Below are 23,551 nucleotides of genomic sequence, written 5' to 3' on the forward strand. Positions count from 1 at the left end.
GGCGGTTCTGGACCGAGGCACCGGACTAGGAGCATCCGACCCAGGAACCATTGCCCGGGCCGTTGCTGGTTTAGGCCGCGACTTTGGTCGGGGCGGCGCTCAACCGCGCGATAGGGACGGCGACTAGAGCACGTGCGGGCACGCCAACGTCGTCATGGCTTTCCTCCCGCTCTTATTGCTTGGGGCGGCAGACGCTCATCCCGGAGGACCAGCGCGCGTGCGAGGTCGTGCTCAATCCAGGACGTCGTCTGGCGCGTGAGGGCCGTGCGTCCGCTCGGGAGAAGGCGGCTACTCGACGCTGCCGGCGCCGCGGCGCAGATCGGCCTCGATCTGCAGGCGCGTGCCGCCGCCGAACCGGGCGCGGTAGACCTGCAGATTCTCCATGATCCGCTGCACGTAGTTGCGCGTCTCGGAGAACGGGATCAGCTCGACCCAGTCGACTGCATCGACCTTGGAGTCGCGCGGATCGCCGTAGCGGTCGACCCACTTCTTCACGCTGCCGCGGCCGGCATTGTAGGCGGCAAAGGTCATAATGTAGGAGCCGCGATAGTCCTCGAGCAGCCCGCCGAGCTCGGCCGAGCCGAGCGTGGCGTTGTAGACCGAATCGTTCTTGAGACGTCCGAGGTCGTAGGTCGCGCCGTGGCGCTTGCAGACATAGCGCGCGGCGTCGGGCGTCACCTGCATCAGCCCGTAGGCCTGCGCCGGCGAGACCACTGACGGGTTGAAGGCGCTCTCCTGCCGCGCGATGGCGTAGACGATGCTGCGTTCGACCTCGGGGCCGATCGGCGTGAACTGCGGAATGCCGTTGACGGGGTAGGCGTAGAAGTCGAACGGCAGGCCGCGATTGAGCGCGGCCTTGCCGAGCAGCAGCATGCCGCGTGCGTCGCTGTAGCGCTGGGTGATCTCGCCGAGGCCGGCAAGCGCTTCGGGATCGCCGTTCTCGCCCATGTCGGCCAGCATTGGTATCGCCATCTCGCGCTCGTCGAGCTCGTAGAGCAGCTGCGCGGCCCGCACGATCTCGAGGCGCTCGGCGCCGCGGCCGCGCGGCTGGCTGTTCAGCTCGATCTGCGGCAGGCCGAGCTTTGCGCGCGCGAGCTGGCCGTAATAGCTGGTCGACTGTTCGGCGGCCCGCGCATAGGCGTTGCGCGCCTCCTGCTGGCGGCCGGCAGCTTCCGCGGCGCGGCCCTGCCAGTAGCCGGCGCGCGCCAGCGTGGTCGGGTTGACGCTGCCGACGCCGATACGGGCGAAATGCTGCGCGGCGGCGGCGGGATCGTTGAGGAAGCGCAGCGCGATCCACCCCGCGGTGAATTCCTGCTCGGTCTTGTAGATGTCGCGCGAGGGCAGGGCCGCATCGCGCGCGATCAGATAGGCGCTGCGGAACTCCTCGGTGTCGATCATCTTGCGCGCCAGGAGGCGCCGCTCGATCCACCATTCGTCGAGATTGTAGAGCCGGTTCGGATCCTTCGGCGCTGCCAGCATCAGCTGGGCGGCCTCGGCAAACTTCTCCTCGCGGCGCAGCAGCTGGATCTTGCTGAAGATGAAGCCGGGATCGTTGTGCAGCTCGCGCGGCACCGCGTCGAGCAAGGCGCGCGCGTTGGGGGCCTTCTTGACGGCGGCGATGCGGGCCTTGGCCAGCGCGATGTAGCCGGCGCCGAGGCGCTTTGCGGCGCGCAGCGCGGCCTCGTTCTCGCTGCCGTAGAGCAGGGTATCCATCCGCGCCTTCTGGTCGCCCGCCGTCAGCAGGGCGCCGAACTGGTCGAGCGCGTTGTTCTCGGTGTCCTCCGACATCGGATCGCTGCGCCAGGCCTCGCGCACCAGCCGCTCGGCATTGGCGCGGTCGCCCCGCGCCAGCATCGCCCTGGCGAGCGTGAAGCGGCCCTTGGCGGAGATCGGGGATTCATTCTCGAACCAGGACCAGGCGACGGACTCGTCGCGCCTGTCGTCCCACATCGCGGCCTCCAGGCGGCGGCGCAGGAAGGTCTGCGACGGCCAGCTCGGATTGGCCGAGAGGAAGGCGCGGTAGCGCTCGACGGTCGCGCCGTTGTCCTCGCTGCGCAGGATGATCCACTCCGCGAGCTTCCGAGCGACGGGATCGGAGATGGAGGCGGCGTAGTTGCTGGCGTCGCCCGCCTTGCGCTTGCGCACGAGCTCGATGACGTTCTCCAGCGTGTCCTTGTCGGCTTGCGACGTCGACGAGGTCGCAGCGACTGCGGCCGGCGTGACCGGCTTGCGCGGTGCTGCGTGCTGACGCGTCGCAGGCGCAAGCACGGGCGCCGCGATCGGTTTGGCCGGCGCCGGGGCGGTCGGTTTGACGGTGGCCGTCACGGCCGGGGCGGGCGCCGGTTTGGAAGGCGAGCCGCTTGCGGCCGGATGCGGTTTCGGCGCTGCGGCCGCTGCCGCGGGCTTCGGCTTGTCCTTCGTGGCGTCCTTGCCGGCGCTCTTGGCGGCATCCTGGGCCGGCCTCTTCGCGGCGTCCTTGGCCGGGGCAGGAGCGGCACCCTTAGCCGTATTCTTGGCCGCACCGGCCTTCGCAGCGTCCTTGCCAGTCTCCTTGCCGGTTCCCTTGTCCTTGCCAGCGTCCTTCGCCGACCCCTTGGCAGGTCCTTTCGCGCCGTCCTTGGCGGCTGGCTTCGCGGTCTCCTTGGACCCTTCGGCGGTTGTCTCGTTGGACTTGGCCAAGGCGGCGCAGCCGACCGACAGCCCTGCCGCCAGGCTTACGACCAGACCTAGGGATCTCCATGCGGCGCGCGGGAAGCAGGTCACGGCGTTTCGTCGCCCCGAATCAGTCAAATGGCTCAAGACCTATCTGTACAGGATCTCTAGGTATTCGATTGAATATGCGGACAAAATACCAACAGCCGCTTACTTTCGGCGGGTTTGCACCACCACCGCGGCAAAATCGCGGCCTAAACGGTGCGTCACGCGGCAGCGGCCCTTTTACCAGCGGGACAGACCCGATATGTATGGGGCTTGCTCTCAAGATTGCCGCGTACGGAGGAAGTCCATGGCAGCCAAGACGAAATTCCGGGGATCGTTCACCGCCTTGGTCACGCCGTTCAAGAACGGCTCGCTGGACGAAGCGGCGTTCCGCTCCCTGGTCAACTGGCAGATCTCAGAGGGCACCAACGGCCTGGTCCCGGTCGGCACGACCGGCGAGAGCCCGACGCTCAGCCATGACGAGCACAAGAAGGTCGTCGAATGGTGCATCGAGGAGGCCAAGGGCCGCGTGCCCGTGGTCGCCGGTGCCGGCTCCAATTCGACCAAGGAAGCGATCGAGCTTGCCCAGCACGCCGAGAAGGCGGGCGCCAATGCCGTGCTGGTGGTGACGCCCTACTACAACAAGCCGACCCAGGAAGGCATGTACCAGCACTTCAAGGCGATCAACGATGCGATCGGGATTCCGATCATCATCTACAACATCCCGCCGCGCTCGGTGATCGACATGTCGGTCGACACCATGAAGCGGCTGTGGGAGCTGAAGAACATCGCCGGCGTCAAGGACGCCACCGCCAGCATGGTCCGCGTCTCGCAGCAGCGTGCAGCGATGGGCGAGGACTTCAACCAGCTCTCCGGCGAGGACGCGACCATCCTCGGCTATATGGCCCATGGTGGTCATGGCTGCATCTCGGTGACCTCGAACGTCGCGCCGCGGCTGTGCTCGGAGTTCCAGGCGGCTTGGGCCAAGGGCGACACCAAGGCGGCGCTCGCGATCCACGACAAGCTGATGCCGCTGCACAACAACCTGTTCATCGAAAGCAATCCGGCGCCGATCAAGTACGCGATGTCGCTGATCGGCAAGCTCGACGAGACGCTGCGGCTGCCGATGGTTCCGGTCTCCGAGCCGACGCGCGTTGCCGTGCGCAGCGCCATGGTGCACGCCGGACTGATCAACTGATGAAATAGCAATCGGGGGAGCCGTTCATGAGCGTCGACGAAAAGGGCAGGAAGATGCTCACGGAGTTCCGCGAGTTCGCCATGAAGGGCAATGTCGTCGACCTCGCGGTCGGCGTCATCATCGGCGCGGCCTTCGGCGCCATCGTCACGTCGCTGGTCGGCGACGTCATCATGCCGATCATCGGCGCTGCGACCGGTGGTCTCGACTTCTCGAACTACTACATTCCGCTGTCGAAGGCGGTGACGGCCACCAATCTGGCGGATGCGAAAAAGCAAGGCGCGGTCCTCGCTTACGGTAGCTTCCTCACGCTGACGATCAACTTCATCATCGTCGCCTTCGTGCTGTTCCTGGTGATCCGCGCCATGAACACGCTGAAGCGGAAGGAAGAGACCAAGCCCGCCGAACCCGCGAAGCCGTCGGCGGAGGTCATGCTCCTGACCGAGATCCGCGATCTCCTCAAGAAGTGACGCGCACCCTTCGTCCAAACTGTTAGCTTACGTGCGTATGTCGATCAGGTTTTTAGGTCATGGCCGATAAGAACGAACGTCCGATCAAGGTCATGGCGGAAAATCGCAAGGCCCGCTTCAACTATGCGATCGAGGACACGATCGAGGCGGGCATTGCACTGACCGGCACCGAGGTGAAGTCGATCCGCAACGGCAAGAGCACGATCGCCGAATCCTATGCCGACTCCAAGGACGGCGAGATCTGGCTGATCAACGCCACCATTCCCGAATATCTCCAGGGCAACCGCTTCAATCACGAGCCGAAGCGGCCGCGAAAGCTGCTGCTGCATCGCCGCCAGATCAACAAGCTGATGGGCGCGGTCGATCGCGAGGGCATGACGCTGATCCCGCTCAAGCTCTACTTCAACGAGCGCGGTCGCGCCAAATTGCAGCTCGCGGTTGCGAAGGGCAAGAAGCTGCACGACAAGCGCGAGAGCGAGAAGAAGCGCGACTGGAGCCGGGAGAAGGGCCGGCTGCTGCGGGCGAGGGGATAGTGCGATGAACCAGCGCAACCTGCTCGAGGTCGACTGGAGCCAGATCCCGGCGCCCGCCGATGACGGCGGTACCGCGCATCTGACCGGCATGACGTTGCCGCCGATCGGCTTGCTCGCGACCGACGACAGGTCGGTGACGCTGTCGGCACTCCCAGGCCGGACCGTGGTGTTCGCCTATCCGCGGACAGGCGAGCCGGGCAAGATCGCGCTGGTCGATGATTGGGACATGATTCCGGGCGCACGCGGGTGCACGCCGCAGACCTGCGCGTTCCGCGATCTCTTCGCCGAGCTGAAGGCTGCCGGTGCCGCCCATGTGTTCGGCTTGTCGACCCAGAGCAATGAATACCAGACCGAGATGGCCTCGCGCCTGCACCTGCCATTCCCCGTGCTGTCGGACGAGAAGCTCGCGCTGACGCGCGCGTTGAACTTGCCGACCATGGAGGTCGCGGGCCTGACGCTGATCAAGCGCCTCGCGCTCGTCATTGACGACGCCAGGATCACGCATGTGTTCTACCCGGTGTTCCCGCCTGACCGGAACGCCGGCGACGTCCTGGACTGGCTGAAGGCCAATCCGGTCAAATCCTGAACCGAGAAGTCCTGATCCAGGCCAAAGCCTGATCCGCGGCAAGGCCTAGTCGAGGTCGGCCCGGATCTTCGCGAACACGCTGCGGAACATGTCGGTGGTCAGCACGCCGGTGTTCGTGTTGTAGCGCGAGCAATGATAGCTGTCGTACAGCTTGAAGGCGCCGGCCTGATGCACCGCCCCGTGGCCGAAGGGGGCCTGCGACGCCTTCAGCTTCAGCGGCTTGAGCACGCTATCGTGCGCAATCCGTCCGAGCGCCACGATCGCGCGCAGCTTCGGCATGGTCTCGAGATTCGCGACGAGGAACTGGCGGCAGGTGTTGATCTCAACCGGCAGCGGCTTGTTCTGCGGCGGAACGCAATGCACGGCATTGGCGATGCGGCAGTCCACGAGCTTCATCCCGTCATCGGGCCGTGCCTGATAGGTCCCCTTGGCAAAGCCGTATTCGAGCAACGTGGCGTAGAGCAGGTCGCCGGCATAGTCGCCGGTGAAGGGGCGCCCGGTGCGGTTCGCGCCCTGCATGCCGGGCGCAAGGCCGACGATCAGCAGACGTGCCGTGATGTCGCCGAAGGGCGGGACGGGGGCGTTGTGCCACAACGGCTCCCGCGCACGGTTCGCCTCGCGAAAGGCGACCAGGCGCGGACAGAGCGGACAATCGCGGTCGGGGACGAGGGTGGGGGGCTGGCGGCTTGACCGGACCGCCTCACTCCTCGAAGTCGTCATCGCCCCTCGGCGCCATGGTGGTCGCGCGCTGGAGGAACTGCGGGGCGTGATGGCGTCCCTCGCCACGCTCGCCGCGGTCGCGCGGGGCGGGACGTTCGGACGGGTCGCGGCCGAGCTTGGACTGCAGCTCGACGAGATCGGTGAAGACGTCGGCCTGGCGGCGCAGCTCGTCGGCGATCATCGGCGGCTGGCTGGCGATGGTGGAGACCACGGTCACCCGGACGCCGCGGCGCTGGACGGCCTCGACCAGGGAGCGGAAGTCGCCGTCACCCGAGAACAGCACCATCTGGTCGATGTGCTCGGCGAGCTCCATGGCGTCCACCGCGAGCTCGATGTCCATGTTGCCCTTAACCTTGCGGCGGCCGGAGGCGTCGATGAATTCCTTGGTCGCCTTGGTGACGACGGTGTAGCCGTTGTAGTCGAGCCAGTCGATCAGCGGGCGGATCGAGGAGTATTCCTGATCCTCGATGATGGCGGTGTAGTAGAACGCCCGGAGCAGCGTCCCGCGGCTCTGAAACTCCTTCAGCAGGCGCTTGTAGTCGATGTCGAAGCCCAGAGTTTTCGCCGTCGCGTAGAGATTGGCCCCGTCGATGAAGAGCGCGATCTTGTTGGTAGGAGAAGGTGACATTCAGTTTGCTCGCGTAGTGTGTCGTGATTGATCGTTTATTGTTGGCGCGGCGGCCCCCAGCCGCGCAGTCCCATAGCGCCTAAACCCGTCGAAACCGCAAATCCGGAGAAGTCGGGGCAATCAAGGTATAGTTATGGCGGACTCTCATACACCCGGCGCCGCCCTCGATGGCAGCCCGGGAAATCACCCATCCCAGCCCCAATGTGGGGGTATCAGAGCCATTTGGCGAGGCCAAATCACAAATTGGCCTTGCGAAATCGCCCTGTCCCCTATAACTACCCCCAATCATCCACATATTTCGTCCCACCCACAACGGAGCGACAGTCTATGGCTCGCGTCACCGTAGAAGATTGTATCGACAAGGTCGACAACCGGTTTGACCTGGTCCTGCTGGCCGCCCACCGCGCCCGCATGATTTCGTCAGGTTCACAACTAACGGTTGACCGCGATAACGACAAGAACCCTGTTGTGTCTTTGCGCGAAATTGCCGACACGACCATCTCGCCGGAGGACCTCCGCGAGGAGCTGGTGCACTCGCTCCAGAAGTTCGTCGAGGTCGACGAGCCCGAGCCCGATACGGTGCCGCTGATCGGTTCCGCCGGCGCCAGCGTCGATGCGGACGATACCGAAGTTGCTGTCGAGCGCATGACCGAAGAGGAGCTCCTGAAGGGCCTGGAAGGCCTCGCTCCGCCGGAGGAGCAGCCCGAGGAAGACGAGTAAATCGTCCCGTCGCAATCATCGACTTCTTGTGATCTTATCAAAGGCCCGAACCGTTGTTCGGGCCTTTGCTTTTGTTGGCGTTTTCGTGGTTACCATAGTGTTGTCGATGGGCGCTGCGAACCTGTCACCGAATTGAACTGACGCACGCGCGATCGGGGCTAAGATGTATACAACGGGCCGCCTCGTGGTCCGTTTGAAGGCAGGACGGAATGGTATATCGGCGCCGGAGATCCACGCAGATGCAGGCCGCAACCGAATCGGTTGCCGTGGTCCCGACTGCTCAGGTTGCGCGCCCCGCAAAGCCCCGCGCGCGGATGATGCGTCAATATGACCTCGTCGAGCGCGTCAGGTCCTACAATCCCAACACCAACGAAGACCTGCTGAACCGCGCCTATGTCTACGCGATGAAGGCGCACGGCTCGCAGACGCGGGCCTCGGGCGATCCGTATTTCTCGCACCCGCTCGAAGTGGCGGCGATTCTCACCGACCTGAAGCTCGACGACGCCACCATCGTGGCCGCGCTGCTGCACGACACGATCGAGGACACCGAGGCGACACGGGCCGAGATCGACCAGATCTTCGGGCCCGAGATCGGGGCGCTGGTCGAGGGCCTGACCAAGCTGAAGCGGCTGGAGCTGGTCTCGCGCGAGGCCAAGCAGGCCGAGAACCTGCGCAAATTGTTGCTGGCGATTGCCGACGATGTCCGCGTGCTGCTGGTCAAGCTCGCCGACCGCCTGCACAACATGCGCACGCTGGAATTCGTGCCGACGGAATCACGCAGGCGCATCGCCGAGGAGACGCTCGACATCTACGCGCCGCTGGCCGGGCGCATGGGCATGCAGGAAATGCGCGAGGAGCTGGAGGATCTGTCCTTCCGCACCCTCGATCCCGAGGCCTATTCGGTGGTGATGCAGCGCCTCGATGCGCTCGCCGAGCGCAACCGCAACCTGATCGGCGAGATCGAGGACCAGCTCTCCAACAATCTGCGGCACCGGGGTCTGGGCGCGCGGGTCTATGGCCGCCGCAAGAAGCCGTTCTCGATCTGGACCAAGATGGAGCGCAAGTCGGTCGGCTTCGAGCAATTGTCGGACATCTTCGGCTTTCGCCTCGTCGTCAACGACATCGAGGCCTGCTATCGCGCGCTCGGCATCGTCCACACCACCTGGCCGGTCGTGCCGGGACGCTTCAAGGACTACATCTCGACGCCGAAGCAGAACGACTACCGCTCGATCCACACCACGGTGATCGGCCCCGGCAACCAGCGCGTCGAGCTGCAGATCCGCACCGAGGCGATGGACCAGATCGCCGAGCGCGGCATTGCCGCGCATGTCTTCTACAAGGAGGGCGTGGGCTCGCCGACCGAATTCCTCAAGCGCGAATCCAACGCGTTCGCCTGGCTGCGCCACACCGTCGGCATCCTCTCGGAGAGCGCCAATCCCGAGGAGTTCCTCGAGCACACCAAGCTCGAGCTGTTCCATGACCAAGTGTTCTGCTTCACGCCGAAGGGCAAGCTGATCGCGCTGCCGCGCCATGCCAATGTGATCGACTTCGCCTATGCCGTGCATACCGACGTCGGCAACAGCGCCGTCGGCTGCAAGATCAACGGCAAGTTCTCGCCGCTGTCCTCGGAGCTGCAGAACGGCGACGAGGTCGAGGTGCTGACGTCGGAGGCGCAATCGGCGCCGCCGTCGGCCTGGGAAACGCTGGCGGTGACCGGCAAGGCGCGCGCCGCGATCCGCCGTGCCACGCGCACCGCCGTGCGCGACCAGTATGTCGGCCTCGGCCGGCGCATCGTCGAACGCCTGTTCGAGCGCGCCAAGATCGAATACGCCGACGACAAGCTCAAGGGCGCGCTGCCGCGGCTGGCACGCACCTCGATCGAGGACGTCATGGCGGCCGTGGGGCGCGGCGAGATCAAGGCCTCCCACGTCGCGCGCGCGATGTATCCGGACTACAAGGAGGAGCGGGTCGCCCGTTACGGCATCAAGAAGGGCCTCGCCGCCAAGATCAAGGAGAAGTCGTCCGAGCCGCCGCGCAGCCCGGTCGCCATCCCGATCCGCGGCATCAATTCCGACCTGCCGGTGAAGTTCGCGCCGAACGGCGGCGCGGTGCCCGGCGACCGCATCGTCGGCATCGTCACGCCGGGCGAGGGCATCACCATCTACCCGATCCAGGCGCCGGCGCTGAAGGATTTCGAGGAGGAGCCGGAGCGCTGGCTGGACGTGCGCTGGGACATCGAGGACACCGCGCCGCAGCGTTTCCCGGCCCGCATCAGGGTCGAGAACGTCAACGAGCCCGGCGCGCTGGCGCAGATCGCGACCGTGATCGCCGAGCACGACGGCAACATCGACAACATCAGCATGCAGCGCCGCTCGCCCGATTTTACGGAGACGACGATCGATCTCGAAGTCTACGATCTGAAGCACCTGAGCGCGATCCTCGCCCAGTTGCGTGCGAAGGCGGTCGTTGCCCGCGTCGAACGTGTTAATGGATAGGCGCCGCTTGCACGCGTCCGTCCCTCCGATTTCGTGAGTCCTGAAATGCCCGCATCTGCGCTCCGCCTCGGCGTCAACATCGATCACGTCGCAACCGTGCGTAACGCGCGCGGCGGCCGCCATCCCGATCCGGTGCGCGCCGCGCTGCTGGCCATCGAGGCCGGCGCCGACGGCATCACCGCTCACTTGCGCGAGGACCGCCGTCATATCCGCGACGAGGACATGGCGCGGCTGAAGGCGGAAATCTCCAAGCCGCTGAATTTCGAGATGGCGGCGACCGACGACATGATGCGGATCTCGCTCGCCACCAGGCCGCATGCGGTGTGCCTGGTGCCGGAGCGCCGCCAGGAGGTGACGACCGAAGGCGGCCTCGACGTGGTCGGCCAGCACAATGCGCTCGCGCCCTACATCGCGCGGCTGAGCGAGGCCGGCATCCGCGTCTCGCTATTCATCGCCGCCGACCCCGCGCAGATCGAGATGGCGGCCCGGCTGCGCGCGCCCGTGATCGAGATCCACACCGGCGCCTGGTGCGACGCCGTCACCGACGGCCACACCGAGAAGGCCGAGTCCGAATGGACGCGGATCATCGCCGGCGTGAAACTAGCCAAGAACGCCGGGCTCGAGGTCCACGCCGGCCACGGGCTCGACTACGCCACCGCGGAGAAGATCGCCGGCCTGCCTGAGATCATGGAGCTCAACATCGGCTACTACATGATCGGCGAAGCGCTGTTCGTGGGTCTTGCCGAGACGGTGCGCAAGATGCGCGCGGCGATGGACCGCGGCCGGGGCCGGGCATGATCATCGGCATCGGCTCCGACCTGATCGACATCACCCGCGTGGCCAAGGTGATCGAGCGCCATGGCGAGCGTTTCCTCGACCGCATCTTCACTCCGGCCGAGCGGGCCAAGGCGGAGCGCCGCGCCAAGAACGAGAAGATGGTGGTGGCGACCTATGCCAAGCGGTTCGCCGCCAAGGAGGCCTGTTCCAAGGCGCTCGGCACCGGCATCCGTCTCGGCGTCTGGTGGCGCGACATGGGGGTGGTCAACCTGCCGGGGGGGCGGCCGACCATGCAACTGACCGGCGGGGCGCTGGCCCGGCTCCAGACCCTGACCCCGGAGGGATTCGAGGCCCGAATCGACCTGTCGATCACCGATGACTGGCCGCTGGCCCAGGCCTTCGTCATCATTTCCGCCGTTCCGTTGGCGAAGCCCTGACCGTTCAGTGGTCGTTTTATAAATCTCTTTGAAAATCAATGTCTTGGGCAGTTTTGATGCGATCCTTGATTGCGTGGCCCCCGACAACCGTCTAAAAGTCCGCCAACGCAAATCAGGCTGGGCGAATTCGGCTTTACGCCGGAATTGGCCCTCATTATCAGAATCAGGACAATCTCCTTGCGCCGCGAGCGATGGGCTGTTCGCGGGAGGAGGGCGCTCTGTGACCGCCGGCCGGAATTGAGAGAGCAATGAGCGTGACTTCGGGAACGAAAACTGAAAGCGGCGTCGGCGAAACGATCCGGGTCGTCATCCACGCCCTCCTGATCGCGCTGGTGATCCGCACGTTCCTGTTCCAGCCGTTCAACATCCCGTCCGGCTCGATGAAGGCGACGCTGCTGGTCGGCGACTATCTGTTCGTCTCGAAATATTCCTACGGCTATAGCCACTACTCGATCCCGTTCTCGCCGCCGCTGTTCTCGGGGCGGATCTGGGGCTCGGACCCGAACCGCGGCGACATCGTCGTATTCCGCCTGCCCAAGGACGATTCCACCGACTACATCAAGCGCGTGATCGGGCTTCCCGGCGACCGCATCCAGATGCGGGACGGGCTGCTCTACATCAACGACACGCCGGTCGAGCGGCAGCGCATGAGCGAGTATGTCGGCGAGGATCCCTGCGGCGCCGAAAGCGGCGCGATCTCCCGGGTGAAGCGCTGGAAAGAGACGCTGCCGAACGGCGTGTCCTATGAGACGCTGGACTGCGCCGACAACGGCTACATGGACAACACCAACGTCTACACCGTGCCGGCCGGCCATTTCTTCATGATGGGCGACAATCGCGACAACTCCACCGACAGCCGCTTCCTCGGCCAGGTCGGCTATGTGCCGCAGGAGAACCTGATCGGCCGCGCCCAGATGATCTTCTTCTCGATCGCCGAAGGCGAGCATGCCTGGATGTTCTGGCGCTGGCCGTGGGCCGTGCGCTGGAATCGCTTCTTCAAAATCGTCCGATGAAAGACGAAGCCAAGGACATCACGACCCACCCGATCGACGCGCAAGCCGCCTCCGATGGCGAAGCTGCCGCCAACACGCTTGCGACCAAGGCTTCTGAAGGCAAGGCTTCTGAAGGCAAGGCTTCGGAAGGCAAGAGCGCTGAAACCAAGACGGCTGAAGCCAAAACGCCCGCGAAGAAGAAGCGGGCACGCAGCAGCAAGGCCAAGAGCTCGGACGCGAACGCGGCGCTCGAGGCGCGCATCGGGCACGCCTTCACTGATCCGAACCTGCTGATGCAGGCGATCACGCATGTCTCGGCGCTGAAGTCCGGGCGCAAGCGCGGCGACAGCTACCAGCGGCTCGAATTCCTCGGCGACCACGTGCTCGGTCTCGTCGTCTCCGACATGCTCTACCATGCCTTTCCGAACGCCGACGAGGGCGAGCTGTCCAAGCGCCTCGCCGAGCTCGTGCGCAAGGAGAGCTGCGCTGACGTGGCCAAATCGCTCGGCCTGCTCGACGACATCAAGCTCGGCTCGGTCGGCTCCAGCGCCGACGCCCGTCTGCGCAAATCCATCCTCGGCGACATCTGCGAGGCCGTGATCGGCGCCATCTTCCTCGATGGCGGCCATGCCGCGGCATCCGAGTTCGTCAAGCGCAACTGGACCGAGCGCATGCACAAGCCGCGGCGTCCGTTGCGCGATCCCAAGACCGTGCTGCAGGAATGGGCGCAGGGCAAGGGGCTGCCGACCCCGGTTTACCGCGAGGTCGAGCGCACCGGCCCGCATCACGATCCGCAATTCCGCGTCGCCGTCGACCTGCCGGGACTGGCGCCGGCCGAAGGCATCGGCGGCAGCAAACGCGCAGCAGAGAAAGTAGCAGCTTCGGTGATGATCGAACGTGAAGGTGTTGGCGGCAGCAATGACGGCTGAAGCGAGCGGCGAAGCGCCCACCGCGACGCGCTGCGGTTTCGTCGCGCTGATCGGCGCGCCCAATGTCGGCAAGTCCACGCTGGTCAATGCGCTGGTCGGGGCCAAGGTCACGATCGTCTCGCGCAAGGTGCAGACTACGCGCGCGCTGATCCGCGGCATCGTCATCGAGAACAACGCGCAGATCATCCTGGTCGACACGCCCGGCATCTTCTTGCCCAAGCGCCGGCTCGACCGCGCCATGGTCTCGACCGCCTGGAGCGGGGCGCATGACGCCGACCTCGTCTGCGTCCTGCTCGATGCCAAGACCGGGATCGACGAGGAAGCCGAGGCCATCCTCGCCAAGGCGGCCAGCGTCAATCACGAGAAGATCCTGGTCATCAACAAGGTCGACCTCGTCCAGCGCGAGAAGCTTCTGGCGCTGGCGCAGGCCGCCAACGAGCGCATGAAGTTCGCGAAGACCTTCATGATCGCGGCGATCTCGGGCGACGGCGTCGACGACATCCGCTCGACGCTGGCCGAGATGGTGCCGCCGGGCCCGTATCTCTATCCCGAAGACCAGATGTCGGACGCGCCGATGCGGCAGCTCGCCGCCGAAATCACGCGCGAGAAGATCTATCAGAAACTGCACCAGGAATTGCCCTACCAGTCCACGGTCGAGACCGACAAATGGGAGGAGCGCAAGGACAAGTCGGTGCGGATCGAGCAGACGATCTTCGTCGAGCGCGAAAGCCAGCGCAAGATCGTGCTCGGCAAGGGCGGCGCGACGATCAAGTCGATCGGCGCGGACTCGCGCAAGGAGCTGATGCAGATCCTGGACGTGCCGGTGCATCTGTTCCTGTTCGTCAAGGTGCGCGAGAACTGGGGTGACGATCCCGATCGCTATCGCGAGATGGGCCTGGACTTCCCGAAAGAATAACCAGGAAAAGATCCGTATCCGATGAGCGTGCCCAGCAACGTCCGGCGCTTCGAAGCGCTGCTCTATGCGTCACTGATGCTGGATGCCGTCTCGGTCGCGGTGCAGGACCGCACCCCCAATGCCGAGATGACCGAGCAGATGATCATGACGGCGACGCTGCTCGCCGGCGGCATGATCCTGCTGCTGGTCTATTTCGTCTGGCTGGCCGCGCATTGGCGCAAGAACTGGCCGCGCTGGGTGCTGGCGGCGGCGCTCGTGCTGTCGGTGATCTCGCTCGGCCAGATCATCGGCGAGAAGGGCATGGAGCTCGACAGCGCCATCGAGATCGTCTCCTGCGTGCTGACGACGATGGGCCTGTATTTCTCCTTCAGCGGCGACGCCCAGGGCTGGTTCAACGCCTAGCGTCTCGCGCGGTGCCGTAGGGTGGGCAAAGGCGCGCCCTTGCGCGCCGTGCCCACCATCATCGCGTTGTAATCAAAATTCGTGGGCACGCGTCGCTTTGCCCGCCCTACGATTTTTGTGCCTACGATCGGTACGCGTGGACAATGATCGCCGCGCTCACGATGACGGCCCAGATCACGAAGCCCACGATCACCCCGAGCGCCGGTGACAGGATCACCCGACCTTCGCCCTTACGCGTGATCCGCAAGAGGCCTGTCCAGCCGATCCGGCTCAAGGTTTCCGGGAATTCGATGGTGACCCTGCCGAAGGTGGCTGCGAATAGCAGCGCGAGTGCCGTGAAATAGAGAACGGTCGGCAGTGCCGCCCAGACGACCCAGAACACCAGTTCGAGAACGAGCGCGATCAGGTCGAAAATGATGCTGGCCATCGTGATCCCGGGCGTGTCCGAACTTCTGCATCAAGGCATATCGCGTTATACTTAACATATGGAATGGACCGACGAAGGCATCGTGCTGGGTGTGCGGCGGCATGGCGAATCCAGCGCCATCGTCGAGCTGCTCACGCGCGCGCATGGCCGGCACCTCGGCCTCGTCCGCGGCGGTGCGAGCTCGCGGCTGCGGCCGCTCTTGCAGCCGGGCAACAGCGTCAGCGCGGTGTGGCGGGCGCGGCTCGACGAGCATCTCGGCACCTACGCGATCGAAGGCCTGAAGCTGCGCGCGGCGACGCTACTGGGATCGTCCCATGGCGTCTACGGCGTCACCCATCTGGCCTCGATCGCGCGGCTGCTGCCGGAGCGCGACCCGCACGAGGAGATATTCTCGCTGCTCGAACATTCGCTCGACGATTTCGACGACATCGGCAGTGCGGCCGTGCATCTGATCCATTTCGAGCTGGCGATGCTCGCCGAGCTCGGCTTCGGACTGGCCCTGGAGAACTGCGCGGTCACCGGCGAGACCACGGATTTGATCTACGTCTCGCCGAAGTCAGGCGGCGCGGTGTCGCGCGGCGCGGGCGAGCCGTGGCGCGACCGGCTGCTGCGACTGCCGCCGTTCCTGCGCCATGGCGAAGCCGCCAGCGAGCTCACCGAGCAGGACCTCCAGGACGGCTTCCGGCTCACCGGCCTGTTCCTGCTGCGCCATGTGCTGGAGCCGCGCGGGCAGGCCCATTCGGACGCGCGGGCCGGCTTCATCAACGCCCTCACGCGGCAGCAGGCGAGGGCGGCTCTTCCTTCGCCATGAGCTGATCGCGTCTCTGCCTTGCCCCTCGGCATGGGGTTCCCCCGGAACGAAATCGGGCTGACGGAGTTCGCTCCCTCAGGGTTCCACAACGGGGAAAGCCCAAATGTTGATCAGAGGATTCGCCTTGTCCGCGGCGCTGGTCGCGCTTGCGCCTGAAGCAACGGCCGGAGAGCCGCAACCGGGTGTGTTTCGACGCGCCTCCTGCACCGTCGTGCGGTACTATGTGGCCAAATATTCCGCTGCGGCCGCAGAGACATGGGCGCGGTCCCATGGGGCGACGGAGGCCGAGATCGAGGCCGCCCGCCGCTGCGTGGCCAACGCGCCGGCCACCGCGCAGCCCAAAACCCAGCAGACCGTGACAGCGGGCTGGGCCGGGCAATAGACCGCTCGTTCCTGCATTTGATGACAATTCGGCGATCGCCGGCGCGCCCATAGCGCGGCGGCGCGTTGATTTGATCACGCAATAGCCCGCACGCTGCGCAGCGCGCGGGACGTGTTCGCGCGCCTGCGTGCGTAGATTTGCGCACCATATCGGCCCGATCGGATTCCGCGCATCATCGACCGTTGACCTAAATCAACATCGCCAAGTTCAGTCCTCGTTGAATGGCTGTGCGAGACGGCGAGGTCGAACATGGCGATGGAAAATCTGAAACTGCCCGACGGTCCGATGTCGGGCCTGGTCGCGTCCGCCGTCGAATATCTGGTCGATGCCGGGCAGCGCAGCGTCCTGTTCCTCGACATCATGCGCCAGCGCGGCGACCAGTATCGCGAGCACGTCACACAGACTGCACCACATGTGCTGCAATATGCTGCCGAATTGATCACGGACGGCCGCACGCTGGACGAGCCGGTCAATTACGCGCTGGTGCGCATCATTCCGCCCAAGGATGTCGAGATCGACATGAACCGGCGGCCTTTCGTCGTGATCGATCCGCGTGCCGGCCATGGTCCGGGCATCGGCGGCTTCAAAGCCGACAGCGAGATCGGCGTCGCGATGAAGGCGGGACATCCCTGCTATTTCATCGGCTTCCTGCCCGAGCCGGTGCCGGGCCAGACCATCGAGCGCATCGCGCGCGCCGAAGCGAAATTCATCGAGACGGTCATCAGCCGCCACCCCGATGCCGACGGCAAGCCCTGCGTGATCGGCAACTGCCAGGCAGGCTGGGCCGTCATGATCCTGGCATCGCTGCGGCCGGAGCTGTTTGGTCCGCTGATCATCGCCGGTGCGCCGCTCGCTTATTGGGCAGGCGTGCACGGCAAATATCCGATGCGCTATTCCGGCGGACTGTTGGGCGGAAGCTGGTTGACGGCACTGACCAGCGATCTCGGCGCCGGAAAGTTCGACGGCGCCTGGCTGGTGCAGAACTTCGAGAACCAGAACCCGTCCAACACGCTCTGGACCAAGCAATACAACGTCTATTCCAAGGTCGATACCGAGGCGGAGCGCTATCTCGACTTCGAGCGCTGGTGGGGCGGGCACGTCAACCTCAATGCCGAGGAGATCCAGTTCATCGTCGACGAGCTGTTCATCGGCAACAATCTCGCCGCCGGGCGCATCGAGATGTCGGATGGACAGAAGGTCGACCTGCGCAACATCCGCTCGCCGATCGTGGTGTTCTGCTCCAAGGGCGACAACGTCACCCCGCCGCAGCAGGCGCTGGACTGGATCCTGGAATGCTATTCCGACGTCGACGAGATCAGGGCTTACGGCCAGACGATCGTCTATACCGTTCACGAGAACATCGGCCATCTCGGCATCTTCGTCTCCGGCGGCGTGGCGAAGAAGGAGCATGCGGAATTCTCCAGCAACATCGATCTGATCGACGTGCTGCCGCCCGGGCTCTATGAGGCGACGTTCGAGGCTTGCGGCGACGAGACAATCAACGCCGATCTCGCGGAAGGCCATTGGGTGATGCGCTGCGAGGCGCGCACCCTGGACGATATCCGCGCCATGGGCGGCAATTCGCCGGAGGATGAGCGCCGCTTCGCAACCGCCAAGCGCATCTCCGAGCTCAACCTCGCGGCCTATCAGAAATTCCTGCAGCCCTGGGTCAAGAAGATGGTGACGCCGCAAATGGCGGACTTCGCCCGCAATATGCATCCGCTGCGGCTGCAATATGAGGCCTTCAGCAGCAAGAATCCCTTGATGTCCAGCGTCAAATCGGCCGCCGACCGGGTCGAGGACAATCGCAGGCCGGTCTCGAAGGACAATCCGTTCCTGGCGTTCCAGGAGCAGATGTCCAAGCAGATCGTTCATGCGCTCGATAGCTGGCGCGACGCGCAGGAAGCGCTGAGCGAAACCATGTTCCTCAATCTCTACGGCTCTCCGGTGCTCCAGGCCGCCGTCGGCATCGATCCGGAGTCCGTGCCCTCGCGCCGCCGCGAGATGTCGGACGAGCATCGCGCCATGCTCGAGAAGCGGATCGCCGAATTGAAGTCGCGTATCGGCGAGGGCGGCCTCCGCGAGGCGACGCTGCGGGCACTGCTCTATGTCGGCTCGGCGCGCGGCATGGTGGACGAGCGCAGCATCGAGGCGCTGCGCCAGGTTCGGCGCGACCAAGCCGGCGCCCGGATGACGCTGTCCGAATTCAAGATGCTGGTGCGCGAGCAGTTCTTCATGCTGCTGCTGGATCGGGAGCGTGCCCTGGCCGCCATCCCGGGCCTGTTGCCCGACGACATGAACAAGCGGCGCGCGGCTTTCGCGGCGATGCGCGAGGTGCTGTCGGCGAGCGAGGACATCACCGGCGAGCGCGCCAATCGCCTGAGGCGCGTTGCCGGGCTGTTTGGCCTGGACGGCGAGGGCGAGGTGACGTCCAACGTCGCCCCTTTCGACCCCCAGGCAAGAGCGTCGTAGCGCGGATTGGCGGAAGCGGGAGCAACATCATGTCGGCCGATACGACGCACGAGACCGGCAGCAAGTACGACCGGCTGATCGCCGCGGCCAGGGCCGCGCCCCCGACGCCGACCGTCGTCGTGCATCCTTGCGACGAGACGTCCCTGCGCGGCACTGTCGATAGCGCCAGCGCCGGCATCATCCGACCGATTCTCGTCGGGCCCGAGCGGAAGATCAGGGACACGGCCGCAAAGTTCGATCTCGACGTCTCCGGCTTCGAGATCGTCGATGCCGCGCACAGCGACGATGCTGCGACCAAGGGTGTCGAGCTGATCCATGCGGCCAAGGGCGAGTTGCTGATGAAGGGCAGCCTGCACACCGACGAACTGATGCGTGCCGTCACCGCCAAGATCGGCGGTCTGCGCACCGACCGGCGCATCAGCCACGTCTTCGTCATGGACGTGCCGGCCTATACCGACACCATCTTCGTCACGGATGCCGCGATCAACATTTTCCCCGACCTCGACGCCAAGCGCGACATCATCCAGAACGCGATCGATCTCTACAACCAGGCCGGCTTCGGCAAGACACCGCGGGTTGCGATCCTGTCGGCGGTCGAGACCGTGACGTCGAAGATCCCCTCGACGATCGAGGCCGCGGCTCTCTGCAAAATGGCCGATCGCGGCCAGATCACCGGTGGCCTGCTCGATGGTCCGCTGGCGTTCGACAATGCGATCGACCCGGAGGCGGCGCGGATCAAGGGCATCGCATCCGAGGTCGCCGGCCGGGCGCAGATCCTCGTTGTCCCGGACCTTGAGTCCGGCAACATGCTGGCCAAGAACCTCGCCTATTTCGCCAAGGCGGATGGCGCCGGCATCGTGCTCGGTGCACGGGTGCCCGTCGTCCTGACGTCGCGCGCGGATTCGCCGCGTGCGCGGATGGCCTCCTGCGCGGTCGCGGCGCTCTATGCGCACGCCCGGCGCCAGAAGGCGCCGACAGTGGCCGCGTGATCGCCATGGAGACGATCCTCGTCGTCAATGCAGGTTCCTCCAGCGTCAAGTTTCAGGTCTATGCAATCGAGGGCGAGGGCACCCTTCGCCGGCACATCAAGGGACAGATCGACGGCATCGGCAGCCGGCCGCGGCTGCGGGCAAGCGGCGCAGGCGGTGATGCGCTGGCCGATCGCGCCTATCCGATCGAGACCGTGCCTGACGTTCCCGCGGCGATGGCCGTTGCCGGCGCCTGGCTGCGGGACGAGCTGCGCGTCACGCCGATCGCGGTCGGGCACCGGGTCGTGCACGGGGGACCGGACTATGCGAAGCCGGTGCTGATCGATCATGGCGTGGTGTCGCGTCTCGAACGTTTCGTATCCCTGGCGCCGCTGCACCAGCCGCACAATCTCGCGCCGATCCGATCGCTGCTGGCGAACTTTCCTGCGCTGCCACAGGTGGCGTGCTTCGACACGGCCTTCCACCGCACCCATGACGCCGTCGCGGACCACTACGCCATTCCGCATCAGCTCCATGCCGAGGGCGTCAGGCGCTACGGATTTCATGGGCTGTCCTACGAATACATCGCCCGGACGCTTCCGAGTGTCGCTCCCGACATCGCCAAGGGGCGCGTGATCGTTGCCCATCTCGGCAGCGGCGCCTCGATGTGCGCGCTGAAGGACGGCCGCAGCGTCGAAAGCACGATGGGCTTCACGGCGCTCGACGGCCTGCCGATGGGAACGCGTCCCGGACAGATCGACCCCGGCGTGGTGCTCTACCTCATCTCCGAGAAGGGCATGCCGGCCGCAAAGGTGCAGGACTTCCTCTACCGCGAGTGCGGCCTGAAGGGCCTCTCGGGCATCAGTAACGACATGCGCGAACTGGAAGCGAGCACCGACCCGCACGCGCGGCTCGCGATCGATTGTTTCGTTTACCGCATCGGCCTCAATGCCGGGATGCTGGCCGCCGCCCTGCAGGGGCTCGACGCCTTCGTGTTCACGGCCGGCATCGGCGAGAACTCGTCCTCGATCCGCGCGCGTGTCGCCAGCCGGCTCGAATGGCTCGGTGCCGTGCTCGATGCAGGAGAGAACGCCCGCCATGCGCGGCTGATTTCGGAGGCTGGCAGCCGCATCCCCGTCTACGTCATCCCGACCGACGAGGAGCTGATGATCGCGCAGCACACGCTTGCGCTGCTGATGAACGGCCAATCGCACAACACACGATCTGAGAGGGTGTCATGATCCCGGTATTCCCCGACAGCAAGGTGGCCCTCAAGGGCAAGAAGGGCCTGATCGTCGGCATCGCCAACGACCAGTCGATCGCCTGGGGCTGCGCGCGCGCGTTTCGTGCGCTCGGCGCCGATCTCGCCATCACCTATCTGAACGATCGCGCCAAGAAACACGTGGAGCCGCTGGCCCAGGCGCTGGAGGCGCCGATCTTCATGCCGCTCGACGTCATGGTCGAGGGCCAGACCGAGGCGGTGTTCGAGCGCATCGCATCCGAGTGGGGGCAGCTCGACTTCCTGCTCCATTCGATCGCCTTCTCGCCCAAGGAGGCCCTGCATGGGCGCGTCGTCGATGTCGGCCGCGACGGCTTTCTCAAGACCATGGATGTCTCGTGCTGGTCGTTCATGCGCATGGCGCATCTCGCCGAGCCGCTGATGAAGAACGGCGGCACGTTGTTTACGATGACCTATTACGGCAGCCAGATGGTGGTCGAGAACTACAACGTGATGGGCGTCGCCAAGGCTGCGCTCGAGGCCTCGGTTCGCTACATCGCCGCGGAGCTCGGTCCGAAAGGCATCCGCGTCCATGCGATCTCGCCGGGGCCGCTGGCGACCCGTGCTGCATCCGGCATTCCGGAGTTCGACGAGCTCATGGACAAGGCGCAATCGAAGGCGCCGGCGCGCAGCCTGGTCAGCATCGACGATGTCGGCAATGCCACCGCGTTCCTCGCGCTCGACGGCGCCAAGTTGATGACCGGCGGCGTGCTCTACATCGACGGCGGCTATCACATCATCGATTGATCGCGCGGGGTCATCCGCAGTCGCGGCGCTGAGGCGAAGGCTGATCGTGGCATCATGCCGGTGTTTTGCCCGACGGAACAACCGCTTTTTGGGCTGCAAATTCGCCGATCGAAAAGCGTAACGATTCCAACCCGCCGCTACTGTGCATGGGGTTGTTTTCGAACTTTTTTGGTCAGCGGTAGTGCAGGGCGATCAGTTCGGCGACGCAGGCGGGCTTCTTGCCGCCCTCGATCTCGATCACGAGATGGTAGTTCACGCGCAGGCCATCCGGCGGCACGTCTTCGGCTTCCGCAACGCTGACGCGGCCGCGCAATTTCGAGCCTGCCGGCACCGGCGCGAGATATCTGATCCGGTCGGCGCCGTAGTTCAGCGTGTTGCGCAGGCCCTTCAGGCCGATCACCGAGCGGATGAACAGCGGCGCGAGAGCGAGCGACAGCAGGCCATGGGCGATGGTCTTGCCGCCGGGCATCTCCCTGGCTGCGCGCTCCCGGTCGACGTGAATCCACTGCTCGTCGCAGGTTGCTTCCGCGAACTGGTTGATGCGGTCCTGGGACACCTCGACCCAATCGCTCACGCCGATCTCGGTGCCGACCGCAGATTTGATCTCGCTGAAATCGCTGAATACGCGCATGTTCCCCTCGTCAGATTTGCATCGCCGGGACGGTGTCGGGAACGGCCAGTTCCGCTTCCGTCACCGCCAGCACCTCGCCGATGCTGACACCGGGCGCCGTCTCCAGCAGCGTCGCCTTGCCGCCGGGAAAGCCGATCACGGCCATGTCGGTCACCACGAGATGGACCGGCCGCGCCGAGGTTAGCGGCAGGGAGCATTTGGCGACGATCTTCGACTTGCCCTTGGCTGCATGCTGCATGGCGACGATCACGCGCTTGGCGCCGCTGACGAGGTCCATGGCGCCGCCCATGCCCGGAACCATCTTGCCGGGGATCATCCAGTTGGCGAGGTGGCCTTGCGCGTCGACCTGCAGGCCGCCGAGCACGGTGATGTCGACATGGCCGCCGCGGATCAGGCCGAACGACATCGCGCTATCGAAGGTCGCCGCGCCTGGCAGCGCACTGATCGGCCGGCCGCCGGCGTCGGTGAGCGTCGGGTGCGCCATGCCTTGCTCGGGGATCGGTCCGGTGCCGATCAGGCCGTTCTCCGATTGGAAGAACACTTTCAGATCCGCCGGAACGTAGTTCGCCACCAGCGTGGGAATGCCGATGCCGAGATTGACGAGGTAGCCGCTCTTCAGTTCCTTGGCGACGCGCCGCGCGATGATGACCTGCGGATCCATATGTCACCCGTTCGTAATGAGGTAATCGACGAGCGGCGCCGGCGTCATGACGTGGTCGGGCGCGATGACGCCCACCGGCACGATGTTCTCGACCGTCACGATCACCGTGTCCGCCGCCATCGCCATGATCGGGTTGAAGTTGCGCGCCGTCAGCGCATAGGCGAGGTTGCCGAGATAGTCGGCGAGGAAAGCGTGGACCAGCGCGTATTGTGCCCGCAACGCCGTCTCCAGCAGGAATGGTTGGCCATCGACCTCGATCTGGCGTTTGCCTTCCGCGACGAGGGTGCCGACGCCGGTCGGCGTCAGCACGCCGCCCAGTCCGCATCCGCCGGCCCGGATGCGTTCGACGAAGGTGCCTTGCGGCACGAGATCGACGGCGATCTGGTTCCCCAGCATTTGCTGCTGCGCCTTCGGATTGAGGCCGATATGCGTCGCGGTGAGCTTTGCGACCAGCGCCGCATCGAACAGCTTGCCAACGCCTCTGCCAGGTATGGCGGCGTCATTGCAGATCAGGGACAGGCCGGACTTGTTCTGCCGGACGAGTTCGTCGAGCAGGCGCTCCGGCGTCCCGACTCCCATGAAACCGCCGACCATGACGCTGGCGCCGGCCGGGATCATCGCAACGGCTTCTTCGACGGAAACGGCCTTCATGCAGGGACCTCCGCGGCGGGCAGAC

Annotated in this window: 25 protein-coding genes; 18 read left to right on the forward strand and 7 right to left on the reverse strand. The window is 65.3% G+C overall.

The genetic code is table 11. From position 1 onward, the window contains the following. Nucleotides 1–288: 288 nt before the first annotated feature. Nucleotides 289–2,763, reverse strand: a complete 2,475-nt coding sequence (locus tag JQ617_RS04375) for a lytic transglycosylase domain-containing protein (RefSeq protein ID WP_212024679.1) — start codon at nucleotides 2,761–2,763, stop codon at nucleotides 289–291. Nucleotides 2,764–3,004: 241 nt separating this feature from the next. Here JQ617_RS04375 and dapA point away from each other — a divergent pair, with 241 nt between their 5' ends. From dapA to JQ617_RS04395, 4 genes are read left to right on the forward strand one after another with little or no spacing between them, the layout of a single operon-like run. Beyond that, a complete protein-coding gene (gene dapA, locus JQ617_RS04380; RefSeq protein WP_063683032.1) occupies nucleotides 3,005–3,895 on the forward strand; it encodes a 4-hydroxy-tetrahydrodipicolinate synthase in 891 nt (296 codons plus the stop codon). A 53-nt stretch (nucleotides 3,896–3,948) separates the two neighbouring features. Further along, a complete protein-coding gene (mscL, locus tag JQ617_RS04385) occupies nucleotides 3,949–4,362 on the forward strand; it encodes a large conductance mechanosensitive channel protein MscL (protein WP_212025963.1) in 414 nt (137 codons plus the stop codon). A gap of 59 nt (nucleotides 4,363–4,421) precedes the next feature. Continuing rightward, nucleotides 4,422–4,895 carry an SsrA-binding protein SmpB gene (gene smpB, locus JQ617_RS04390; RefSeq protein ID WP_018644570.1) on the forward strand — a complete coding sequence of 158 codons (474 nt, stop codon included), beginning with the start codon at nucleotides 4,422–4,424 and terminating at the stop codon, nucleotides 4,893–4,895. A 4-nt stretch (nucleotides 4,896–4,899) separates the two neighbouring features. Then, nucleotides 4,900–5,481: a peroxiredoxin gene (locus tag JQ617_RS04395; RefSeq protein ID WP_212024681.1), complete on the forward strand. Its 582-nt coding sequence runs from the start codon at nucleotides 4,900–4,902 to the stop codon at nucleotides 5,479–5,481. 45 nt (nucleotides 5,482–5,526) lie between these two features. Here the strand turns inward: JQ617_RS04395 and JQ617_RS04400 are convergent, their stop codons facing one another. Together JQ617_RS04400 and JQ617_RS04405 are read right to left on the reverse strand one after the other, a co-directional pair. After that, nucleotides 5,527–6,201 (reverse strand): uracil-DNA glycosylase, encoded by a 675-nt coding sequence (locus tag JQ617_RS04400; RefSeq protein ID WP_063683034.1) that lies wholly within the window; start codon nucleotides 6,199–6,201, stop codon nucleotides 5,527–5,529. Next, entirely contained in the window at nucleotides 6,182–6,829 is a 648-nt protein-coding gene (locus JQ617_RS04405; protein ID WP_018644573.1) for a LabA-like NYN domain-containing protein, read from the reverse strand. The genes JQ617_RS04400 and JQ617_RS04405 overlap by 20 nt, the downstream gene beginning before the upstream one ends. A 327-nt stretch (nucleotides 6,830–7,156) precedes the next feature. On the opposite strand from JQ617_RS04405, the gene rpoZ reads away from it, so the two are divergent. The 8 genes from rpoZ (at nucleotide 7,157) to JQ617_RS04445 (ending at nucleotide 14,497) form a co-directional block, all read left to right on the forward strand. Next, complete coding sequence (rpoZ, locus tag JQ617_RS04410; protein WP_008133017.1) at nucleotides 7,157–7,549, forward strand: DNA-directed RNA polymerase subunit omega; 393 nt, start codon at nucleotides 7,157–7,159, stop codon at nucleotides 7,547–7,549. 209 nt (nucleotides 7,550–7,758) lie between these two features. After that, nucleotides 7,759–10,044: a RelA/SpoT family protein gene (locus JQ617_RS04415; RefSeq protein ID WP_063683035.1), complete on the forward strand. Its 2,286-nt coding sequence runs from the start codon at nucleotides 7,759–7,761 to the stop codon at nucleotides 10,042–10,044. Nucleotides 10,045–10,089: 45 nt separating this feature from the next. Next, complete coding sequence (locus tag JQ617_RS04420) at nucleotides 10,090–10,842, forward strand: pyridoxine 5'-phosphate synthase (RefSeq protein WP_212024683.1); 753 nt, start codon at nucleotides 10,090–10,092, stop codon at nucleotides 10,840–10,842. Next, a complete protein-coding gene (gene acpS, locus JQ617_RS04425; RefSeq protein WP_212024685.1) occupies nucleotides 10,839–11,258 on the forward strand; it encodes a holo-ACP synthase in 420 nt (139 codons plus the stop codon). The genes JQ617_RS04420 and acpS overlap by 4 nt, the downstream gene beginning before the upstream one ends. Nucleotides 11,259–11,506: 248 nt before the next feature. Beyond that, on the forward strand, nucleotides 11,507–12,271 hold the full coding sequence (lepB, locus tag JQ617_RS04430; RefSeq protein WP_063683038.1) for a signal peptidase I: 765 nt from the start codon (nucleotides 11,507–11,509) through the stop codon (nucleotides 12,269–12,271). Further along, a complete protein-coding gene (rnc, locus tag JQ617_RS04435; RefSeq protein ID WP_212024686.1) occupies nucleotides 12,268–13,179 on the forward strand; it encodes a ribonuclease III in 912 nt (303 codons plus the stop codon). Before lepB ends, rnc begins: the two co-directional genes overlap by 4 nt. Further along, nucleotides 13,169–14,095: a GTPase Era gene (era, locus tag JQ617_RS04440; protein WP_212024688.1), complete on the forward strand. Its 927-nt coding sequence runs from the start codon at nucleotides 13,169–13,171 to the stop codon at nucleotides 14,093–14,095. The genes rnc and era overlap by 11 nt, the downstream gene beginning before the upstream one ends. A gap of 21 nt (nucleotides 14,096–14,116) precedes the next feature. Beyond that, a complete protein-coding gene (locus tag JQ617_RS04445; protein ID WP_212024690.1) occupies nucleotides 14,117–14,497 on the forward strand; it encodes a hypothetical protein in 381 nt (126 codons plus the stop codon). A 121-nt stretch (nucleotides 14,498–14,618) separates the two neighbouring features. Here the strand turns inward: JQ617_RS04445 and JQ617_RS04450 are convergent, their stop codons facing one another. Next, nucleotides 14,619–14,924 (reverse strand): hypothetical protein, encoded by a 306-nt coding sequence (locus JQ617_RS04450; RefSeq protein WP_212024692.1) that lies wholly within the window; start codon nucleotides 14,922–14,924, stop codon nucleotides 14,619–14,621. Between the two features lie 58 nt (nucleotides 14,925–14,982). Here JQ617_RS04450 and recO point away from each other — a divergent pair, with 58 nt between their 5' ends. From recO to fabI, 6 genes are all read left to right on the forward strand, one after another. After that, a complete protein-coding gene (recO, locus tag JQ617_RS04455; RefSeq protein WP_212024694.1) occupies nucleotides 14,983–15,735 on the forward strand; it encodes a DNA repair protein RecO in 753 nt (250 codons plus the stop codon). A 103-nt stretch (nucleotides 15,736–15,838) separates the two neighbouring features. Beyond that, entirely contained in the window at nucleotides 15,839–16,117 is a 279-nt protein-coding gene (locus tag JQ617_RS04460) for a hypothetical protein (RefSeq protein ID WP_063683044.1), read from the forward strand. Between the two features lie 249 nt (nucleotides 16,118–16,366). Continuing rightward, nucleotides 16,367–18,589 (forward strand): DUF3141 domain-containing protein, encoded by a 2,223-nt coding sequence (locus JQ617_RS04465; RefSeq protein WP_212024696.1) that lies wholly within the window; start codon nucleotides 16,367–16,369, stop codon nucleotides 18,587–18,589. 29 nt (nucleotides 18,590–18,618) lie between these two features. Continuing rightward, nucleotides 18,619–19,578 (forward strand): phosphate acetyltransferase, encoded by a 960-nt coding sequence (locus JQ617_RS04470; RefSeq protein ID WP_212024698.1) that lies wholly within the window; start codon nucleotides 18,619–18,621, stop codon nucleotides 19,576–19,578. A 5-nt stretch (nucleotides 19,579–19,583) separates the two neighbouring features. After that, complete coding sequence (locus JQ617_RS04475; RefSeq protein WP_212024699.1) at nucleotides 19,584–20,798, forward strand: acetate/propionate family kinase; 1,215 nt, start codon at nucleotides 19,584–19,586, stop codon at nucleotides 20,796–20,798. Continuing rightward, the gene (gene fabI, locus JQ617_RS04480) at nucleotides 20,795–21,583 is read left to right on the forward strand and encodes an enoyl-ACP reductase FabI (RefSeq protein WP_212024702.1); all 789 of its coding nucleotides are present in this window, start codon (nucleotides 20,795–20,797) and stop codon (nucleotides 21,581–21,583) included. The genes JQ617_RS04475 and fabI overlap by 4 nt, the downstream gene beginning before the upstream one ends. 172 nt (nucleotides 21,584–21,755) lie before the next feature. Here the strand turns inward: fabI and JQ617_RS04485 are convergent, their stop codons facing one another. From JQ617_RS04485 to JQ617_RS04495, 3 genes are read right to left on the reverse strand one after another with little or no spacing between them, the layout of a single operon-like run. Next, complete coding sequence (locus JQ617_RS04485) at nucleotides 21,756–22,214, reverse strand: MaoC family dehydratase (protein WP_212024704.1); 459 nt, start codon at nucleotides 22,212–22,214, stop codon at nucleotides 21,756–21,758. Between the two features lie 10 nt (nucleotides 22,215–22,224). Continuing rightward, the gene (locus tag JQ617_RS04490) at nucleotides 22,225–22,875 is read right to left on the reverse strand and encodes a 3-oxoacid CoA-transferase subunit B (RefSeq protein WP_212024706.1); all 651 of its coding nucleotides are present in this window, start codon (nucleotides 22,873–22,875) and stop codon (nucleotides 22,225–22,227) included. Between the two features lie 3 nt (nucleotides 22,876–22,878). Beyond that, on the reverse strand, nucleotides 22,879–23,526 hold the full coding sequence (locus tag JQ617_RS04495) for a CoA transferase subunit A (protein WP_212024708.1): 648 nt from the start codon (nucleotides 23,524–23,526) through the stop codon (nucleotides 22,879–22,881). Between the last annotated feature and the right edge of the window lie 25 nt (nucleotides 23,527–23,551).

The sequence above is a fragment of the Bradyrhizobium sp. KB893862 SZCCT0404 genome (genome assembly GCF_018130885.1).
Classification (GTDB): domain Bacteria; phylum Pseudomonadota; class Alphaproteobacteria; order Rhizobiales; family Xanthobacteraceae; genus Bradyrhizobium; species Bradyrhizobium stylosanthis.

Coding starts and splice junctions, on each gene's coding strand:
- JQ617_RS04460 (WP_063683044.1), top strand. CDS start 15,839: ATGTTGATCAGAGGATTCGCCTTGTCCGCGGCGCTGGTCGCGCTTGCG.
- JQ617_RS04405 (WP_018644573.1), bottom strand. CDS start 6,829: ATGTCACCTTCTCCTACCAACAAGATCGCGCTCTTCATCGACGGGGCC.
- JQ617_RS04495 (WP_212024708.1), bottom strand. CDS start 23,526: ATGAAGGCCGTTTCCGTCGAAGAAGCCGTTGCGATGATCCCGGCCGGC.
- JQ617_RS04420 (WP_212024683.1), top strand. CDS start 10,090: ATGCCCGCATCTGCGCTCCGCCTCGGCGTCAACATCGATCACGTCGCA.
- JQ617_RS04465 (WP_212024696.1), top strand. CDS start 16,367: ATGGCGATGGAAAATCTGAAACTGCCCGACGGTCCGATGTCGGGCCTG.
- recO (WP_212024694.1), top strand. CDS start 14,983: ATGGAATGGACCGACGAAGGCATCGTGCTGGGTGTGCGGCGGCATGGC.
- JQ617_RS04445 (WP_212024690.1), top strand. CDS start 14,117: ATGAGCGTGCCCAGCAACGTCCGGCGCTTCGAAGCGCTGCTCTATGCG.
- JQ617_RS04475 (WP_212024699.1), top strand. CDS start 19,584: ATGGAGACGATCCTCGTCGTCAATGCAGGTTCCTCCAGCGTCAAGTTT.
- acpS (WP_212024685.1), top strand. CDS start 10,839: ATGATCATCGGCATCGGCTCCGACCTGATCGACATCACCCGCGTGGCC.
- JQ617_RS04415 (WP_063683035.1), top strand. CDS start 7,759: ATGGTATATCGGCGCCGGAGATCCACGCAGATGCAGGCCGCAACCGAA.
- JQ617_RS04470 (WP_212024698.1), top strand. CDS start 18,619: ATGTCGGCCGATACGACGCACGAGACCGGCAGCAAGTACGACCGGCTG.
- JQ617_RS04450 (WP_212024692.1), bottom strand. CDS start 14,924: ATGGCCAGCATCATTTTCGACCTGATCGCGCTCGTTCTCGAACTGGTG.
- smpB (WP_018644570.1), top strand. CDS start 4,422: ATGGCCGATAAGAACGAACGTCCGATCAAGGTCATGGCGGAAAATCGC.
- era (WP_212024688.1), top strand. CDS start 13,169: ATGACGGCTGAAGCGAGCGGCGAAGCGCCCACCGCGACGCGCTGCGGT.
- fabI (WP_212024702.1), top strand. CDS start 20,795: ATGATCCCGGTATTCCCCGACAGCAAGGTGGCCCTCAAGGGCAAGAAG.
- JQ617_RS04395 (WP_212024681.1), top strand. CDS start 4,900: ATGAACCAGCGCAACCTGCTCGAGGTCGACTGGAGCCAGATCCCGGCG.
- lepB (WP_063683038.1), top strand. CDS start 11,507: ATGAGCGTGACTTCGGGAACGAAAACTGAAAGCGGCGTCGGCGAAACG.
- rnc (WP_212024686.1), top strand. CDS start 12,268: ATGAAAGACGAAGCCAAGGACATCACGACCCACCCGATCGACGCGCAA.
- JQ617_RS04400 (WP_063683034.1), bottom strand. CDS start 6,201: ATGACGACTTCGAGGAGTGAGGCGGTCCGGTCAAGCCGCCAGCCCCCC.
- rpoZ (WP_008133017.1), top strand. CDS start 7,157: ATGGCTCGCGTCACCGTAGAAGATTGTATCGACAAGGTCGACAACCGG.
- dapA (WP_063683032.1), top strand. CDS start 3,005: ATGGCAGCCAAGACGAAATTCCGGGGATCGTTCACCGCCTTGGTCACG.
- JQ617_RS04485 (WP_212024704.1), bottom strand. CDS start 22,214: ATGCGCGTATTCAGCGATTTCAGCGAGATCAAATCTGCGGTCGGCACC.
- JQ617_RS04490 (WP_212024706.1), bottom strand. CDS start 22,875: ATGGATCCGCAGGTCATCATCGCGCGGCGCGTCGCCAAGGAACTGAAG.
- mscL (WP_212025963.1), top strand. CDS start 3,949: ATGCTCACGGAGTTCCGCGAGTTCGCCATGAAGGGCAATGTCGTCGAC.